The organism is Streptococcus lutetiensis (genome assembly GCF_900475675.1).
GTDB lineage: Bacteria > Bacillota > Bacilli > Lactobacillales > Streptococcaceae > Streptococcus > Streptococcus lutetiensis.
The window spans coordinates 534,208-553,226 of the sequence record NZ_LS483403.1; the positions used below are offsets into that span (position 1 = coordinate 534,208).

The 19,019-nt window shown below is 38.6% G+C and carries 16 protein-coding genes and 1 pseudogene; 16 read left to right on the plus strand and 1 reads right to left on the minus strand.

What is annotated here, in order from left to right; translation table 11 throughout:
• The first annotated feature begins 96 nt into the window (after positions 1-96).
• From DQN23_RS02895 to DQN23_RS02915, 5 genes and pseudogenes are all read left to right on the plus strand, one after another.
• A complete protein-coding gene (locus tag DQN23_RS02895) occupies positions 97-777 on the plus strand; it encodes a helix-hairpin-helix domain-containing protein (RefSeq protein WP_020916423.1) in 681 nt (226 codons plus the stop codon).
• Positions 770-3,001: pseudogene (locus DQN23_RS02900) on the plus strand (DNA internalization-related competence protein ComEC/Rec2). Before DQN23_RS02895 ends, DQN23_RS02900 begins: the two are co-directional and overlap by 8 nt.
• 64 nt (positions 3,002-3,065) lie before the next feature.
• A complete protein-coding gene (gene holA, locus DQN23_RS02905; RefSeq protein ID WP_020916425.1) occupies positions 3,066-4,103 on the plus strand; it encodes a DNA polymerase III subunit delta in 1,038 nt (345 codons plus the stop codon).
• Positions 4,104-4,197: 94 nt separating this feature from the next.
• Positions 4,198-4,809 carry a superoxide dismutase gene (locus DQN23_RS02910; RefSeq protein WP_020916426.1) on the plus strand — a complete coding sequence of 204 codons (612 nt, stop codon included), beginning with the start codon at positions 4,198-4,200 and terminating at the stop codon, positions 4,807-4,809.
• A gap of 101 nt (positions 4,810-4,910) precedes the next feature.
• Positions 4,911-5,636 (plus strand): YebC/PmpR family DNA-binding transcriptional regulator, encoded by a 726-nt coding sequence (locus DQN23_RS02915; protein ID WP_043894998.1) that lies wholly within the window; start codon positions 4,911-4,913, stop codon positions 5,634-5,636.
• A gap of 50 nt (positions 5,637-5,686) precedes the next feature.
• On the opposite strand, the gene queA is transcribed toward DQN23_RS02915, so the two are convergent.
• Positions 5,687-6,715, minus strand: a complete 1,029-nt coding sequence (gene queA, locus DQN23_RS02920; protein ID WP_020916428.1) for a tRNA preQ1(34) S-adenosylmethionine ribosyltransferase-isomerase QueA — start codon at positions 6,713-6,715, stop codon at positions 5,687-5,689.
• A 163-nt stretch (positions 6,716-6,878) separates the two neighbouring features.
• On the opposite strand from queA, the gene DQN23_RS02925 reads away from it, so the two are divergent.
• The 11 genes from DQN23_RS02925 to DQN23_RS02980 all read left to right on the plus strand — a co-directional run bounded on the left by DQN23_RS02925 (position 6,879) and on the right by DQN23_RS02980 (position 19,009).
• Complete coding sequence (locus DQN23_RS02925; protein WP_058833169.1) at positions 6,879-7,385, plus strand: VIT1/CCC1 transporter family protein; 507 nt, start codon at positions 6,879-6,881, stop codon at positions 7,383-7,385.
• A 132-nt stretch (positions 7,386-7,517) separates the two neighbouring features.
• The gene (gene nagB, locus DQN23_RS02930) at positions 7,518-8,225 is read left to right on the plus strand and encodes a glucosamine-6-phosphate deaminase (protein ID WP_111712678.1); all 708 of its coding nucleotides are present in this window, start codon (positions 7,518-7,520) and stop codon (positions 8,223-8,225) included.
• 73 nt (positions 8,226-8,298) lie between these two features.
• Positions 8,299-9,015: a pseudouridine synthase gene (locus tag DQN23_RS02935; protein WP_111712679.1), complete on the plus strand. Its 717-nt coding sequence runs from the start codon at positions 8,299-8,301 to the stop codon at positions 9,013-9,015.
• Positions 9,016-9,064: 49 nt separating this feature from the next.
• A complete protein-coding gene (locus tag DQN23_RS02940) occupies positions 9,065-10,027 on the plus strand; it encodes a competence protein CoiA (RefSeq protein ID WP_111712680.1) in 963 nt (320 codons plus the stop codon).
• On the plus strand, positions 10,027-11,829 hold the full coding sequence (gene pepF / locus DQN23_RS02945) for an oligoendopeptidase F (RefSeq protein ID WP_020916433.1): 1,803 nt from the start codon (positions 10,027-10,029) through the stop codon (positions 11,827-11,829). The genes DQN23_RS02940 and pepF overlap by 1 nt, the downstream gene beginning before the upstream one ends.
• Before the next feature lie 68 nt (positions 11,830-11,897).
• Positions 11,898-12,395 (plus strand): GNAT family N-acetyltransferase, encoded by a 498-nt coding sequence (locus DQN23_RS02950; protein WP_111713073.1) that lies wholly within the window; start codon positions 11,898-11,900, stop codon positions 12,393-12,395.
• Between the two features lie 19 nt (positions 12,396-12,414).
• Positions 12,415-13,026 (plus strand): HAD-IA family hydrolase, encoded by a 612-nt coding sequence (locus tag DQN23_RS02955; protein ID WP_020916435.1) that lies wholly within the window; start codon positions 12,415-12,417, stop codon positions 13,024-13,026.
• A 47-nt stretch (positions 13,027-13,073) separates the two neighbouring features.
• Positions 13,074-13,775 carry an O-methyltransferase gene (locus DQN23_RS02960; RefSeq protein ID WP_111712681.1) on the plus strand — a complete coding sequence of 234 codons (702 nt, stop codon included), beginning with the start codon at positions 13,074-13,076 and terminating at the stop codon, positions 13,773-13,775.
• A gap of 69 nt (positions 13,776-13,844) precedes the next feature.
• On the plus strand, positions 13,845-14,906 hold the full coding sequence (locus DQN23_RS02965) for a peptidyl-prolyl cis-trans isomerase (RefSeq protein WP_111712682.1): 1,062 nt from the start codon (positions 13,845-13,847) through the stop codon (positions 14,904-14,906).
• Between the two features lie 357 nt (positions 14,907-15,263).
• Positions 15,264-17,882, plus strand: coding sequence for an alanine--tRNA ligase (gene alaS / locus DQN23_RS02970; RefSeq protein ID WP_048791501.1), 2,619 nt, complete (start codon positions 15,264-15,266; stop codon positions 17,880-17,882).
• Positions 17,883-18,226: 344 nt separating this feature from the next.
• The gene (locus DQN23_RS02980) at positions 18,227-19,009 is read left to right on the plus strand and encodes a carbon-nitrogen family hydrolase (RefSeq protein WP_058813745.1); all 783 of its coding nucleotides are present in this window, start codon (positions 18,227-18,229) and stop codon (positions 19,007-19,009) included.
• Positions 19,010-19,019 lie beyond the last annotated feature (10 nt).

Genomic DNA, 19,019 nt, shown 5'->3' on the forward strand with positions numbered 1-19,019 from the left:
ATAAGAAAAAACTCGGATTTCTTGAGTTTTTTTCGAATAATTAAGTAAGGGCTCCTTAGGAGCCTTTTTCTAATGCTTAAAAGGTGAGGTAATAGGATGATTGAAGAGATGAAAGAAAGACTTTTGGAACATAAGACGGTAGCAGCGGTTTTAGGAACGGTGCTTGTTATGCTTGTGGTATTCTTTGCTTGGTCTAGTGTGACCAGACCACAAGCTCAGCTACAAAGTGACTTACCAACAATTTCTAGTAGTATCCCAGCAAGTTCAAGTTTAGAAACAACAAAAATAAAGACTATGACATCTCATTCTCAAGATGACTCTGGCAAGATTTTTGTCGATATCAAAGGTGCTGTTAAAAATGAGGGTGTTTATGAACTGTCAAATGGCAGCCGTGTTACGGATTTAGTCAAAAAAGCTGGTGGATTTACAGATGATGCTGATAAGAAGTCAGTCAATTTAGCTGAAAAATTAGCTGACGAAGCGGTTGTCTATGTGGCAAAAATTGGTGAAGAAGTCACACCAGCAAGCACACTTTCTCAAGCTAAACCAACGACAGCTAGGGGGGGACAAGGTGACGGCTCAGCGCAAATCAATCTTAACACCGCAACTACAGAAGAACTCCAAACTATTTCTGGCATTGGGGCTAAACGTGCGCAAGATATCATTGATTATCGTGATGCTAATGGTGGTTTCTCATCTGTTGGTGATTTGAAAAATGTTTCTGGCATTGGTGAGAAGACTTTGGAAAAATTAAAATCTGAGGTGACTGTTGATTAAGCATTTCCCTGTCAAGCCAATTCAATTGGCTTTTTTGCTCATTTTGCTCTATTATTTTTGCTTTTCAAAAGGGATTGGGTGTTTGATGTTTCTCTTGCTAGCTTTGCTGTTTTTATGGCAACAGTATGGTTGGAAGGCTTGGTATCAGGTTTCACTGTGTTTGGCTTTTTTTGCGATATTTTTCCTGACTAAGGCTAATCAGACAGAACAGGCTTATCAAGCGGCGCCAACTCAGATAGCAAAAATACAGATGATTCCAGATACGATTTCGGTTAATGGTGATTTGTTATCTTTTCGAGGGAAGGAGGCTGGGCAGACTTACCAAGTTTTTTATATCTTGAAGTCAGAAAAAGAGCAGGAATTTTTTAAAAATCTTAATCAAACAATGCTTTTATCAGGGCAGGTGGATCTAGAAGAGGCAACGCCACAGCGGAATTTTGGTGGTTTTGATTACCGCACTTACCTTAAACATGAAGGCATTTATCGGATTGCTAATCTTTCTTCGATTACTGAAATAAGACAGCAGAGCTCTTTAAGTTTTTTTGAACGACTACATGAACTTAGAAGACAGGCGTTTGTCAGTATTCAAAGGAATTTTCCTGCTCCCATGCAACATTACATGACTGGCCTTTTGTTTGGATATTTGGATAAGTCTTTTGATGAGATGAGTGATGTTTATACTAGTTTAGGGATTATTCATCTTTTTGCTCTGTCTGGTATGCAGGTAGGCTTTTTTGTGGCACTTTTTCGTTTTATTATTTTACGTCTTGGGTTACGGTGAGATTATGTGGATATACTGCAAATCCCGTTTTCACTTGTATATGCTGGCTTGACAGGCTTTTCGGTATCAGTGATTCGTAGTTTAATTCAGTCTGCCTTTGCAAATCTTGGTATTAAAAAATTAGATAATCTTGCCTTTACTTTAATGACCCTTTTTATTTTGATGCCAAATTTCCTGCTAACAACAGGAGGAATTCTTTCTTTTACCTACGCTTTCATCCTGAGTTTTATTGATTTTGATGAGCTTAGTCATTATCAAAAAATCCTTACAGAATGTTTTGCGATTTCGCTGGGAAGTTTACCGGTTTTGCTATATTTCTTCTCAGTATTTCAACCTTTGTCGCTGCTTTTAACAGCTATTTTTTCACTAGCTTTTGATACGCTTATCTTACCTGTTTTGACCTTTGTTTTTCTTTTATCACCTCTGGTTAAAATTACCGCGTTAAATCCATTTTTTGTTTTTTTGGAAACTATCATCAAATTTAGTAAGTCGCTGATTGGCACACCACTTGTTTTTGGCAGACCAAGTCTAGGAATTTTGTTGCTATTACTTTTAATAATAGGACTTCTCTATGACTGTTATCGACACAAAAAAGTGGCCATTTTCCTTTTTAGCATAATAGCTTTGCTATTTTTCCAAATCAAGCATCCGCTCGAAAACGAAGTGACGGTGGTTGACATTGGGCAGGGAGATAGCATTTTGGTGCGAGATGTAAAGGGGCAGACGCTGTTAATTGATGTCGGAGGAAAAGTGAGGTTTAGTGAGAAAAAATCGTGGCAAAAGCGCTTAGCTGATAGCAATGCTGAGCGGACATTGATTCCTTATCTGAAAAGTCGAGGAATTGGTAAAATTGATCAGTTAGTTTTGACGCACACGGATACCGACCATATGGGCGATATGCTGGAAGTCGCAAAAGAGCTGAAAATTGGTCAAGTCCTGGTGAGTCCAGGAAGTCTCACAAAGCCAGATTTTGTGGTTAAACTTCGACAAATGAAGACGCCAGTTCACGCAGTTTCTGCAGGAGATAACTTGCCAATTATGGGAAGTCACTTGCAGGTGCTTTATCCAAATGCTGTTGGTGATGGTGGAAATAATGATTCTGTGGTGCTTTATGGTAATCTTCTGGGTAAGAATTTCTTGTTTACTGGAGACTTGGAAGAAGAGGGCGAAGAGCAGATGATGGCAACTTATCCCAATCTGCCAGTCGATGTCTTAAAAGCAGGACATCACGGTTCAAAAGGGTCATCGAGCCCAGAATTTCTAGATCACATTTCACCACAAATGGCTTTGATTTCCGCAGGGCAAAATAACCGTTACAAACACCCTCACCAAGAAACACTTGATCGTTTTCAAAATCAAAATATGACCATTTACCGCACAGACCAACAAGGTGCTATCCGTTTTAGAGGATTAAACCACTGGAAAATTGAAACGGTGAGGTGATTTAAAAGTGACAGCACACGAAAAACAGTAGTCGATTTGTGGCTGTTTTTGTTATAATATCTTTATGATTGCAATCGAAGAAATTGATAAATTACGAAAAGAAAATCTCAGCCTGATTACGGTGGTGACGGGTGAGGATTTGGGACAATATTCTCAGCTCAAAGAGCGCATGATGGAGCGCGTTGGCTATGATAAGGATGATTTGACTTATTCTTATTTTGATATGGCTGAGGTAGATTATCAGGATGCGGAGATGGACCTTGAAAGTTTGCCATTTTTTGCGGACCAAAAGGTGGTTATTTTTGATAATTTGCTTGACATCACGACGGCTAAAAAATCTTATTTGGATGATAAGGAACTCAAACGTTTTGAGGCTTATTTGGAAAATCCTTTGGACACGACACGTTTGATTATTTTTGCCCCAGGAAAATTAGATGGCAAACGTCGCTTGGTGAAAATTCTTAAACGTGATGCTCAGATTTTTGAAGCGAGTGAATTAAAAGAAGCAGAGCTAAAAACGTATTTCCAAAAATTAGCTCACAAAGAGAACTTAGTTTTTGATTCTGGCGTTTTTGAGGCTTTGCTTTTGAAATCCAATTATGATTTCAGCGAGATTTTGAAAAATATTGCCTTTTTGAAATCTTATAAAAAAGATGGTCATATTACTTCAGAAGATATTAATCAAGCCATTCCGAAAACACTTCAGGATAATATTTTTGACTTGACGCAGTTTGTCTTGAATGGCAATATCGACGAGGCGCGTGACTTGATTCGTGATTTGCGTTTGCAAGGCGAAGACGAAATCAAGTTGATCGCTATCATGCTAGGGCAATTTCGTATGTTTTTGCAAGTCAGTATCTTAGCCAGTCAAGGAAAGACAGAGCAGCAGATGGTAGCAACCTTGTCTGATTATCTGGGACGCCGTGTCAATCCTTATCAAGTCAAATTTGCTGTGCGTGATTCACGCACACTGTCAATGACTTTCTTGAAAAAAGCTATTGCTGTTTTGATTGAGACAGATTATGCCATTAAGACAGGAACATATGACAAAGATTACCTCTTTGATGTGGCTATTTTAAAAATTGCTCATGAGCATCATTAAGCATACTTAAAAAAGCAGTCAAATAATTTGCTAGTTAGACTTGATTCTTATAAAATGATGATAAGAAATAATGAAAAGAAAGAAGGTAGCTAGCATGGCTATTATTTTACCCGAATTACCATACGCATACGATGCGCTTGAACCATACATCGATGCAGAAACAATGACATTGCACCATGATAAACATCATGCCACTTATGTAGCAAATGCCAATGCGGCTCTTGAAAAACACCCTGAACTTGGAGATGATTTAGAAGTTATCTTGGCAGATCTTGACAAGATTCCAGCAGATATTCGTCAAGCGGTGATTAACAATGGTGGTGGTGCTCTTAACCACTCACTTTTCTGGGAATTCCTTTCTCCTGAAAAACAAGAGCCGACAGCAGATGTTTTGGCTGCGATTGAAGAAGCTTTTGGTTCATTTGATGAGTTTAAAGCTGTCTTTACAAAAGCTGCAACAACACGTTTCGGTTCAGGTTGGGCATGGCTTGTCGTTAACAAAGATGACAAACTCGAAGTAATCTCAACAGCTAACCAAGACAATCCAATTTCAGAAGGTAAAAAACCAATTCTTGGTCTTGATGTTTGGGAACATGCCTACTATCTCAAATACCATAATGTTCGACCAGACTATATCAAAGCTTTCTTTGATATTATCAATTGGGCAAAAGTTGCTGAATTGTACAAAGCAGCAATTGCTGACTAAAAATTAAAGATAGCACTCTCTAATCTAGAGGATAGGCATTTGTCTATCCTCTTTTTATGTCTAAATATGATATAATAGCAAGGAATAGGGAGGAATTTTGCATGTCAGGACATAATAAATGGAGCAAAATTAAAAATAAAAAAGGTGAAGCAGATGCTAAACGTGGTGCGATTTTCAATAAATTGTCACGTGAAATTTTTGTAGCTGCTAAAGCTGGTGATGGCGATCCATCAATGAACGCCAGGCTTCGTATGGTTTTGGATAAAGCGCGGGCAGCTAATATGCCAAAAGATAACATCAATCGTGCGATTAAGAAAGCAACAGATGTTGGTGATACAACAAATTACGATGAAATCACTTATGAAGGTTATGGACCTGGTGGGGTAGCTATTCTCGTTCACACACTAACTGACAATAAAAAACGTACAGATGCGAACATGCACACCATTTTTACACGTAACGGTGGTAACATGGGCTCAACTGGTTCAGTTGCTTACATGTTTGACCGCAAGGGTTATATTGTCATTGACCGTGAAAATTGGGACTTGGACGAAGACAGCATGCTTGAGTTGATTTTGGATGCTGGGGCAGAAGATTTGAAAACATTAGATGAAGCCTTTGAAGTCTTCACTGAACCAAAAGAATTTCCAGCTGTTAAAGAAGCTTTGCAAGCACAAAATCTTGAATTTGCACAAGCTCAACTTAGCATGATTCCACAAAACTACGTTAGCCTTGATGCAGAACAAGCAGACATTTTGGAAACATTGGTTGATAAACTCGAAGACGACGATGATGTCCAAGATGTTTACACAAACATGGCTGATTAATAATGAAAAAAAGAACTTCAATTTTTTTCGAAGTTCTTTTTGTGTATTTATTATTTTACAAACATAGCATCGCCAAAACTAAAGAAGCGGTAGCGTTCATCGATGGCGTGTTGGTAAGCTTCTAAGACGAATTCACGTCCGGCGAAAGCTGAAACCAACATAACAAGTGTTGATTTTGGTAAGTGGAAGTTTGTTGAAAAGGCATCAACCACTTTGAACTCATAACCTGGTTTGATGAAAATGTTTGTCCAACCACTGTCAGCTTTGATTTCACCGTTGAATTTTGAACCGATAGTTTCAAGGGTACGAATTGAAGTTGTTCCAACCGCAACAACACGTCCACCAGCAGCTTTTACGTCGCGAAGGGTTTGGGCAGCTTCTTCAGACAAGCGGTAGAATTCAGAGTGCATTTCGTGTTTTTCAACATTATCAACAGAAACTGGACGGAATGTTCCAAGTCCAACGTGAAGTGTGACGTAGACAAGTTTTACGCCTTTTGCTTCAATTTTTTCAAGCAATTCTTTGGTGAAGTGAAGTCCAGCAGTTGGAGCGGCAGCAGAACCATTTTCTTTGGCGTAGACTGTTTGGTAACGGTCTGGGTCATCCAATTTTTCGTGAATGTATGGTGGCAATGGCATTTCACCAAGGCTTTCCAAAATTTCAAGGAAGATACCATCGTAATTGAATTCAACGATACGACCACCGTGATCTAATTCTTCTACAACTGTGGCAGTCAAACGACCATCACCAAATGATACTTTTGCTCCCACGCGCAAGCGTTTAGCGGGTTTTGCCAAAACTTCCCATTGGTCGCCTTCAGTATTTTTCAAAAGAAGTAATTCAACGTGACCGTGTGTGTCTGGTTTTTCACCGTAAAGACGAGCTGGGAGAACGCGTGTGTTATTCATGACCAGAGCATCACCAGGGTTTAGCTCATCAAGAATGTGGTCGAAGTGTGTATCAACCATTTCGTGTGTTTTGTGGTCAATGATTAAAAGTTTAGAACTATCTCGTTTTTCAAGAGGCGTTTGGGCAATTAACTCCTCTGGTAAATTAAAATCAAAATCATCGGTATGCATAATCTAACATGTTTCCTTAATATTATATTCTCAACTAATCATTATAACACGATAAGCATTTTCCGTCATCTGGTCTTGTTTTAATTGTAACAATTCTAAAGAGATGGTATAATAAAAATAATAAAGAAAATGCTTAAAAATTAATGGAAAGTGATGAAAAAAGATGAAAGAAAAAATTGGAGACTACGCAAAATCAATCGTCTATGGTGGCATGGACGGGATTGTCACGACATTTGCGGTTGTTGCAGGAGCAGTCGGCGGTAACTTAGGAATCACGCCGATTGTCATTCTTGGCTTTTCAAATCTTCTGGCTGATGGCTTTTCAATGGCAGTCGGAGATTATTTGAGTTCAACAACTGAAAAATCGGTAGTTAAAGGTAAGGCAGTTAAGAATGCTGGAGCAACTTTCCTTTCATTCATCTTTTTTGGCTTGATTCCTCTTTTGTCTTACCTTTTGATTAATGTTTTTAGCATTTTTAGAGTTCACACTTTCATGATGGCTTGTATTTTGGTGTCACTTGCCCTAACCCTTTTAGGCTTTGTCAAAGCTTTGATAACCAAGAAAAGCAAACTCAAAGAAATTTTTAGAACCGTCTTGATTGGTTTAATCGCTGCGCTATTTGCTTACTATGTTGGAAATTTCCTAGGACAGATTGCAGGAACAAGATAGACATAAAGGTCTGAGATTAATTCTCAGGCTTTTTTTATTTCTCAAAATATTTTTCTTGACAAAAATTGGTATATACCATATAATAACTTTAGATAAATGGTATATACCAAAAAACAAGAATGGGGAAGTGTCATGAAAGTAATTCGTGTTAATAATCAAATTGAAGGTGGTAAAACAGCATTTGCTTTGTTAAAAGGAGCTTTGGAAAATGGTGCCAAAACTTTAGGGCTTGCAACAGGTAGCACACCACTTAGTTTCTATAAAGAAATTGCAAATAGTAATCTTGATTTTTCAGAAATGACAAGCATTAACCTTGATGAATACGTAGGTTTGGCTGCAGATAATGACCAAAGTTATCATCATTTTATGCAGGAAAATCTTTTCCAATATAAACCATTTAAAGAAAGCTATTTGCCAAACGGTCTAGCTGAAGATTTGCAAGTAGAAGCAAAACATTATGATCAAATCATCAAGGAACATCCGATTGATTTTCAAATTTTGGGAATTGGTCGTAATGGTCACATTGGTTTTAACGAACCGGGGACATCATTTGACATGACAACACATATCGTTGATTTGACAGCAGATACCATTAAAGCTAATAGTCGATTCTTTTCTAGCATGGATGAAGTCCCAAAACAAGCCATTTCAATGGGAATTAAGTCTATCTGTTCAGCTAAAATGGTTGTCTTGATGGCTTATGGCAAGGACAAAGCAGATGCTATTAATCAAATGCTTAATGGTCCCGTTAGCGAAGAGTTACCAGCTAGTGTTCTTCAACATCATCCAAATCTTGTTGTCATTGTTGATGAGGCAGCTGCCAGTGAATTAAATCAATAAATCATTCTGGGTGGCCTAGCTGCCCAGTTTTTGGTGCTTCAAAAAATCTTATAGAACATGGTACAATAAGAACATGCGTTTAGATAAATTGTTAGGACAGGCGGGCTTTGGCTCAAGAAATCAAGTCAAAAAACTCATCAGAAGTCGTCAGGTTTATGTGGATGGCAGGCTAGCTGAGGCAGATAACTTGAACGTTGAGCCAAGTTTACAAGAGATAACTGTTTCGGGCAAACAGGTCACATTGTCTACTGAAAAATATTTTATTTTAAATAAACCGTCAGGAGTCGTTTCTGCGGTGTCTGATAAAGAACATCAGACGGTCATTAATTTGATTGCTGAAGCAGACCGAGTGCCAAAACTCTATCCAGTTGGGCGTTTAGACCGTGACACGGAAGGGCTACTTTTAATTACCAATAATGGTCCCTTGGGTTTTCGCATGCTTCATCCAAAATACCACGTTACAAAGACCTATTATGTCGAAGTAAATGGTCTCTTAGCAGCTGATGCGCCAGCCTTTTTTGAAAATGGCGTGACCTTTGATGACGGAACGGTTTGTAAGCCTGCTAAGCTAGAGATAATTAAGACAAGTCTTGAAAAAAGCTCTGCTTATATCTCGATTGCGGAAGGAAAATTTCATCAAGTTAAGAAAATGTTTTTGGCTTATGGGGTCAAGGTCATTTACCTCCAACGAATGACTTTTGGTGACTTTGAACTTGGTGATTTACCAAGGGGACAATACCGAGAATTGAATACGAGAGAAACAGAAATCTTGAAAAAGTATTTGGATTAATTTGAAGCTTTTTCAGGATTTTTTCGAATAAAGAAGTAGGAGGTTTAATATGCTGTCTGCTCTTGATGAAAAAGATCGTTTGGTCTCCTTGTTAGATGAGATTTCTGAAAAGCAAACTTTTACTTGTCCAGCCTGTCATTCACCAGTTCGACTGAGACATGGTCAGATTATGCGTCCGCATTTTGCACATGTGTCGCTTAAAAATTGTGATTTTTATAGTGAAAATGAAAGTGACGAACATTTGCAGTTAAAAGCAGCACTTTACCAAGCTCTTTCACAAAGTGAAAATGTAACCGTAGAAGCTGTCTTGCCAGAGCTGCATCAGGTTGCAGATGTTTTGGTCAATGATAACTTAGCTCTGGAAGTTCAGTGTTCTAGGCTATCAGAAAAACGTCTCAGAGAACGAACGACTTCTTATCGCAAGGCGGGCTTTAATGTTTTATGGCTTTTGGGAGAAACATTATGGCTTGGTGAGCGCTTAACGCCCCTACAGCGACACTTTCTTTACTTTTCACAGAATATGGGGTTTCATCTGTGGGAGTTAGATGCTAAGCAAAGGCTTGTTCGACTACATTATTTAATTTATGAAGATTGGCACGGTAAAGTGCATTATTTGACGAAAAGCTGCTCGCTCTCAGGAAACTTAATGGCATTTTTCAGACTTCCTTATCAAAAACAAAAGCTCTCAACTTACGACGTTAATCAAGACTCAAATTTATTAAGCTATATTCAAAGGCAACTATCTTCTCGAAATACTTCTTGGTTAAAGCGCCAAGAAAAGGCTTATTTACAAGGGAAAAATCTTCTCACACTGCCTTTGTCAGCTTATTTTCCGCAAGTTAGGCCCCCAGAAGTTAAGGATGGCTTTTGTCAAATTTCACAAGACTTATCAGACTTTTATGAGACCTTTAGGCGTTATTATCAAAATCAAAGTGAAAAAGGTGTTCAAAGACTTTACCCGCCAGCTTATTATGGTAGAATGGTTAATAATGCCAAGAAAAGGAGAACATAATGTCAGATAATCGTAGTCATATCGATGAAAAATATAAATGGGATCTAAGCACTGTTTTTGCGACTGATGACGCTTGGGAGGCTGAATTAGCTAAGTTAGATGCTGGTTTAGAAGATGCTAAAAAATACAAAGGTCACTTGACGCAATCAAGTAAGAATTTGCTAACTATGACGGAGCATTATCTTGATTTGTCACGCAGATTGGAAAAAGTTTACGTCTATGCATCAATGAAAAATGACCAAGATACAACAGTGGCAAAATACCAAGAATACCAAGCTAAAGCCACAGCACTTTATGCTAAATACAGTGAAGTCTTTGCTTTTTACGAACCAGAATTGATGAAATTATCAGCTGAAGATTTTGCGGCATTTGTTGCTGAGACGCCAGCACTATCAGCTTATACGCATTTCTTTGAACAACTTTTCAAACGCCAAGCACATGTCTTGTCACAAAAAGAAGAAGAACTCTTAGCTGGTGCACACGAAATTTTTGGTGCTGCTGGTGAAACTTTTGAAATTCTGGATAATGCTGATATTGTTTTCCCAGAGGTTTTAGATGATGAAGGCAATGAGGTACAATTAACACATGGTAATTTCATTAGTCTTTTGGAATCAAAAAATCGCGACGTCCGAAAAGCAGCTTATGAAGCGATGTATGCCACTTATGAACAATTCCAACACACTTACGCTAAGACATTACAGACAAATGTTAAGGTTCATAACTATGATGCGCGTGTTCACCACTTCAAGTCAGCACGTGAGGCAGCACTTTCTGCTAACTTCATTCCAGAAGCAGTTTATGATACATTGATTGACCGTGTGAATGCACACTTGTCACTGCTTCATCGTTATGTGGCACTTCGTAAGAAAGTTCTTAAATTGGACGATTTGAAAATGTATGATATTCATACACCATTGTCTGAAATGGATATGAGTTTCACTTATGAAGAAGCTTTGAAAAAAGCAGAAGAAGTTTTGGCTATCTTCGGTAAAGATTATTCTGAACGTGTTCACCGTGCTTTCACAGAACGTTGGATTGACGTTCATGTCAATAAAGGAAAACGCTCAGGAGCTTATTCTGGTGGGGCTTACGATACCAACGCCTTTATGCTTTTGAACTGGCAAGATACGCTTGATAATCTGTTTACTTTGGTACATGAAACTGGGCACAGCCTTCATTCAACATTTACTCGTGAAAATCAACCGTATGTCTACGGTGATTACAGCATTTTCTTAGCTGAAATTGCTTCAACAACCAATGAAAATATTTTAACGGAAACGCTTTTGAAAGAAGTTGACGATGATAAAGCTCGCTTTGCGATTTTGAATCATTTCTTGGATGGTTTTAAAGGAACAATCTTCCGTCAAGCACAATTTGCAGAGTTTGAAGATATGATTCATAAAGCAGACCAAGCTGGTGAAGTATTGACAAGCGAATACCTTAACAATCTTTATGCAGACCTAAATGAAAAATATTATGGTCTTAGCAAGGAAGACAATCCGGAAATTCAATACGAATGGGCACGTATTCCGCATTTCTACTACAACTATTATGTTTATCAATACGCAACAGGTTTTGCAGCAGCAAGCTACCTAGCTGATAAAGTGGTTCACGGTACACAAGTTGATATCGACCGTTACCTTGATTACCTCAAGGCTGGTAATTCTGATTACCCACTTAATGTGATTGAAAAAGCTGGAGTTGATATGACAAGTAGTGATTATCTGGATGCTGCCTTCAAGATTTTTGAAGACCGCCTAAATGAACTAGAAGCCTTGGTTGAAAAAGGGGCACACCTTTAAAATAGTTTTTGAGATTGGATGATTTCAGTCTCTTTTATGTTATAATGGAAAAATTTGGAGGTGCTGGTATGGAAATTCGACCAATTGACTTTTGTGATGAAGAAGCTTACTGCTCTTTTCTAGCGTCTTTTAAAAATGATGATAATCCTTTTGTTGCTCCTGAGACGACGCGCGAAGTCACTGATTTTAAGGTGTTTGTAGAAAATAGCAGAGCTCAAGAAAGAGAAGCTGCTCATCCAGATTATTCGACAGTGACCACTTATTATACGTTTGTAGATGGTAGCATTGCTGCGCGAATTGCTTGTCGTTGGCAACTTGAAAAAGGAAATCTATCGACTGTTGGTGGACATATCGGCTATCAAACCTCACCAAAATTTAGACGACAAGGTATTATGACAAGACCTCTTAACTTTGCCCTTGAAGAATATGGTAAACGTGGGATTAGTCCCGTTTTGATCACAGCACGTGAAGACAATATTGCCAGTCGTCACATTATTGAAAAAGCTGGCGGGGCTTTAGAAAATAGTATTGATTTAGAAGACGGGCAGCGTTTAGCACGTTATTAGATTAGATTGGAGAAATAGATTGACAACTTTGATTTGGGATTTTGATGGAACTTTGGTGGACTCATATGAGGCAATTGGGGAGGCTTTGAAAGACACCTATGCACATTATGACCTTACTTTTAATGAAGAATGGGTTATGTCGTTTATCATCAAAGAATCGGTTAAGGCTTTGCTTTACAAGGTGGCTAAAGAGGAAGATTTGGATTTTGCTGAGCTGTCTAGTTTCTTTAAAAAAGAGCAAGAGGCGAGTGACCACAAGATTAATCCAATGCCACACATGGCAGAGATCTTAAAGCAAACCAAGCAAGCTGGCGTTAGCCATTTTGTCTATACTCATAAAGGCATTACGGCCAATGATGTTTTAGAAAGATTAGGTGTGCATCAGTATTTCACAGAAGTAGTGACATCGGCCAATGGCTTTGCACGTAAACCTGAGCCAGAAGCTATTGATTATCTGCTTGAAAAATACCATCTTGATAAGTCTGATACTTATTACGTTGGTGACCGTCGTATTGATGTTGAAGCGGCTGAGAATGCAGGTATCAAGTCAATCAATCTGGGTCAACCAAACTCAAAAATCAATCAAAAAATTGCAGATTTGTCTGATATTCCAGTACTTTTAAAAGCATGAAAAACTAGCTATTCACATCGGCTTTATTTTGCTATATAATAAGAGTTATGGTTAAATCATATTCAAAAACAGCAAATCACAATATGCGACGTCCTGTTGTCAAAGAGGGTGTCGTGCGTTATATGCGAACACGTCAAAAGCAAAATGACGGTTTTTTAGCTGAATTAGAAGCTTTTGCACATCAAGAAAATATCCCGATTATCCAGCACGAAGTCGTAGCTTATTTCCGTTTCTTGTTGCAAACCTTGCAACCTAAGAATATCTTGGAAATTGGAACAGCAATTGGTTTTTCAGCGCTTTTGATGGCAGAAAATGCACCAGAAGCTAAGATTACAACACTCGATCGTAATCCAGAAATGATTGCTTTTGCTAAGGAAAACTTTGCAAAGTATGACACTCGCAAGCAAATCACATTGGTTGAAGGCGATGCCGTTGATACTCTTTCACCCCTTGAAGGTGAGTATGACTTTGTCTTCATGGATTCTGCAAAATCAAAATACATCGTCTTTTTGCCAGAAGTTTTGAAACACTTGAAAGTTGGAGGTGTTGTGATTTTTGACGATGTCTTCCAAGGTGGTGATATTGTCAAACCAATCGAAGAAGTGCGTCGCGGACAGCGCACGATTTACCGTGGGCTTCAACGACTTTTTGACGCAACGCTTGATAATCCAAATCTGACAGCAAGCCTTTTACCACTTAGTGACGGACTGCTAATGCTCTGTAAAAATGCTGAAGATGTAGAACTGTAAAATTAAGCAACATTTAAGTTATTGTGGTATACTAATGGAGTTAAAGACAAATTAAGGAGTTTAATATCAATGGCTAACAAAGAAAAATCAGGATTTACAAAAATGATCCAAAGCAAGGCTTTTAAAGGTGTTTCTATTGCCGTGGCTTCAGCTCTTATCGGTGCTGGCGTTACTTACCTTGCTACAAACAACAATTCTGAAACTAAAGCTCTTGTTACAATGAAAGGTAACACAATTACAGTATCAGACTTCTACAGTGCTGCAAAAAGTTCAAAATCTTCACAACAAACAATGTTGAACTTGATTTTGTCACGTGTCTTTGAAGACCAATATGGAAGCAAAGTTTCAGATAAAGAAGTGACTGAAGCTTACAATAAAACTGCTTCATCATATGGTTCATCATTCTCAAGTGCACTTCAAGCTGCTGGTTTGACAACAGATACTTACAAGCAACAAATTCGCACATCAATGTTAGTGGAATATGCTGTTAAAGAAGCTGCCAAAGATAAATTGACAACTAAAAACTACAAAGAAGCTTACAAAGATTACACCCCTGATACAACAGCTACAGTTATTGCTTTGAGCAACGAAGACAAAGCTAACTCAGTTCACGATCAAGCAACTGCGGATGGCGCTGATTTTGATAAAATCGCTAAAGAAAACACAATAGCTAAGAAAACTGAATACACATTTGACTCAGCAGATACAAAACTTCCAACAGATGTTATGGATGCTGCATTCAAACAAAATGAAGGTTCAGTTTCAGATGTTATCAAAGTAATGAATTCTTCAACATATTCATACACTTACTACATCGTTAAGACAACTAAGAAAACAGATAAAAACTCTGATTGGAAGACATACAAAAAACGCTTGAAGAAAGCTATCATGGCTAAATATCAAAACGACACAAACTTCCAAAATCAAGTTATTGCTAAAGCTCTTGATAAAGCTAACGTGAAGATTAAAGATAACACCTTTGCAAGTATTCTTTCACAATATGCAACAAGCTCATCATCAAGTTCTTCAGCTTCATCATCAAAAGCTTCATCAACTTCTTCTGAAGCAAGCTCATCAAGTTCAACAGAAGAATCATCAACAACTGAATCATCTACAGATTCAGCTGAATAAGCTACTTGACCAGAAGCTTAAAATACAGTACAATTAAAAAGATTGAGAATCGTTTTTAAAAATTCAGATTCAGAAAAGTGGCGGTTGCTGCGAGCCATGGATGAAGTTAAAAATGTGCTACTCATGTTTTCTAATTGTCAATATTGGTAACCGAGTTACCAGGGTCAAATGCAAGAAAAAACAATTTAAGAGATAAATGAAGAATGACAGGTTCATTGAAAAGAGGTGGTACCGTGGCTAACGTCACCCTCTATGAGATGGACTTGCCGTTTTTTGTATCCTTAATGGCATAAAAGATGATTTCAATCTATGGCAAGCGTTGTAACATCGCTTAGTAACAAGAAAAGGAAAGATAAAATGAAACAATTGACTAGTGCGCAAGTGCGCCAAATGTGGCTAGACTTCTGGAAATCAAAAGGTCACTCTGTTGAACCTTCTGCAAACTTGGTTCCTGTAAACGACCCAACTTTGTTGTGGATCAACTCAGGTGTTGCCACACTTAAAAAATACTTTGATGGTTCAGTAATTCCAGAAAACCCACGTATCACTAATGCTCAAAAAGCTATCCGTACAAATGACATCGAAAACGTTGGTAAAACAGCTCGTCACCATACAATGTTTGAAATGTTGGGTAACTTCTCTGTTGGTGATTACTTCCGTGATGAAGCAATCACTTGGGGATTTGAATTATTGACAAGTCCAGAATGGTTTGACTTCCCTAAAGATAAACTTTACATGACTTACTACCCAGATGATAAAGACACTTACAACCGTTGGATTTCACTTGGTGTTGAACCAAGTCACTTGATTCCAATCGAAGACAACTTCTGGGAAATTGGTGCTGGACCTTCAGGACCAGATACTGAAATCTTCTTTGACCGTGGTGAAGACTTTGACCCAGACCACGTTGGTATCAAACTTCTTGCTGAAGATATCGAAAACGATCGTTACATCGAAATCTGGAACATCGTGTTGTCACAATTTAACGCTGATCCAGCTGTTCCACGTTCAGAATACAAAGAATTGCCACACAAAAACATTGATACGGGTGCCGGTTTGGAACGTTTGGTTGCGGTTATGCAAGGGGCTAAAACAAACTTTGAAACTGACCTCTTCATGCCAATCATTCGTGAAATCGAAAAATTATCTGGTAAAACTTATGATCCAGATGGCGACAACATGAGCTTTAAAGTTATCGCTGACCACATACGTTCACTTTCATTTGCTATCGGTGATGGTGCTCTTCCTGGTAACGAAGGTCGTGGATATGTGCTTCGTCGTTTGCTTCGTCGCGCAGTTATGCACGGTCGTCGCCTTGGTATCAACGAAACATTCTTGTATAAATTGGTTCCAACTGTTGGTAAAATCATGGAATCATACTACCCAGAAGTGCTTGAAAAACGTGAATTTATCGAAAAAATCGTTCGTCGTGAAGAAGAAACATTCGCACGTACAATCGATGCTGGTTCAAACATGCTTGACCAATTGTTGGCTGATTTGAAAGCAGCTGGTAAAGACACTGTTGAAGGTAAAGATATCTTCAAATTGTATGATACATATGGATTCCCAGTTGAATTGACTGAAGAATTGGCTGAAGACAAAGGCTTCAAGATTGACCACGCTGGCTTTGAAGCTGCTATGAAAGAACAACAAGAACGTGCGCGTGCAAGCGTCGTTAAAGGTGGTTCAATGGGTATGCAAAGCGAAACATTGTCAAGCATTACTGAAGAATCAGTCTTTAGCTACACTGAAGAAGTTCTTGATTCTACATTGTCAGTTATTATCGCTGATAACGAACGTACTGAAGCTGTTTCAGAAGGTCAAGTATTGCTTGTCTTTGCGAAAACTCCATTCTACGCTGAAATGGGTGGACAAGTAGCTGACCACGGTGTTATTAAAAATGATAAAGGTGACATCGTTGCTCGCGTGACAGATGTTCAAAAAGCTCCAAATGGTCAAGCTCTTCACACAGTTGATGTTCTCGCAAGCTTGTCAGTTGGTACGACATACACACTTGAAATTGATAGCAAACGTCGTCACAGTGTTATCAAAAACCACACAGCTACTCACTTGCTTCACGCTGCACTTCACCACGTTATCGGTGAACACGCTACTCAGGCTGGTTCTCTTAACGAAGAAGGATTCTTGCGCTTTGACTTCACTCACTTTGAAGCAGTAACTGCTGATGAATTGCGTCAAATCGAAGAAGAAGTTAACCAACAAATCTGGAATGCTATTCCAGTTAAGACTGTTGAAACTGACATTGATACTGCTAAATCAATGGGTGCTATGGCCTTGTTCGGTGAAAAATACGGTAAAAACGTACGTGTTGTAACAATCGGCGATTACTCAATTGAACTTTGTGGTGGTACACACGTTTCAAATACAGCTGAAATCGGAATCTTCAAGATTGTTAAAGAAGAAGGTATCGGTTCAGGAACTCGTCGTATCCTTGCTGTAACTGGTAAAGAAGCCTTTGAAGCATACCGTCAAGAAGAAGAAGACCTTAAAGCAATTGCTGAAACTCTTAAAGTGCCTCAATTGAAAGAAGTTACTAAGAAAGTAGTAAGCTTGCAAGAACAATTGCACAAATTGCAAAAAGAAAATGCTGAATTGAAAGAAAAAGCAGCAGCAGCACAAGCTGGTGACGTTTTCAAAGATGTTAAAGAAGCAAACGGTCTTCGCTTTGTCACTAGCCAAGTAACTGTTTCTGATGCAGGTGCCCTTCGTACATTTGCTGACAACTGGAAACAAAAAGACTATTCTGACGTTCTTGTCTTGGCAGCAGCTATTGGCGAAAAAGTCAATGTCCTTGTAGCAAGCAAATCAAAAGATGTTCATGCTGGTAACTTGATTAAAGTTTTGGCACCAATCGTATCAGGTCGTGGTGGTGGTAAACCAGACATGGCCATGGCCGGTGGTTCAGATGCTGCTAAAATCGCAGACCTTTTTGCAGCAGTAGCAGAAAATCTTTAAGATGACATCTAAAAAAATCTTTCTGAAACTCGCTATTGCTTTAATCAGCGTAACGATAGCAATTCTTATCTGTGTTCTTATTTCTGATAGTTTACAAAAGCAAGTGAATTGGCCACTTTTGGTCATTCTCTTTGCAGAATGTAGCTTACTCAGTAACCTGATTAAAATCTTGCGAGACAGAAAAAAATAAAAAGAAAGCCCACCTAATGGTGGGCTTTTTAGGGGTTATAGTTTCTAACTATCAAATCTATTTAAAATAACTATTTTACGAGGAGAAGGCAGACTGCTATAATAGTCACAAAGATTTCAGAAAATTTTCAACAAAAGATAGAATCGAGGAAATCATGAAAGTTTCACTAATTCAGATGGCTATTTACGAAGCTGAGCCGAAGAAAAACATTGAGAATGTCCTTGCTTGGTTAGAAAAAGCTGCACTTGATGAGTCCGATGTGATTGTTTTGCCTGAGATGTGGAACACTGGCTATGCTTTGGAGCAAATGGCTGAGCTTTCTGATAAGGATGGTCAGCAAACGAAAAATTTGTTAGGAAAGTTTGCCAAAGAAAATCAGGTTAATCTGGTAGCTGGTTCGGTCGCGACAGTAAAGAAAAATCAATTTTTTAATACTACTTATGTTTTTAACCGAGCTGGTCAGGTGATTGCTGATTATGATAAAGTTCATCTTTTTGGCTTGATGGGAGAAGATCGTTTTTTGCAGGCTGGGCATCGTGAAAGTACTTTTGAGCTTGATGGTGTCAAGGTAGCTAGTATCATTTGCTATGATATGCGATTTCCGGAATGGGTGAGAACCTTGATGGCGACTGGTGCTAGAGTTTTATTTGTCGTAGCTGAGTGGCCAAAAAAACGTGTGCCACAGTGGGAGATTTTGCTGCGTGCGCGTGCAGTTGAAAATCAAGCTTTTGTAGTAGCTGTCAACCGTGTTGGTCAAGGAGTGTTGGATGATTTTTCTGGGCATTCATTGGTTATTGACCCGCTAGGAAATGTTATTTTGCAAGCGCCAGATAATCAAGAAGGTGTTTTTTCGGTAGATATTGACTTATCAGAGGTTGAAAAAGTTCGTGGTCATATTCCTGTTTTCGCTGACCGAAAACCAGAGTTGTATCATTAAGGGGGGAGTT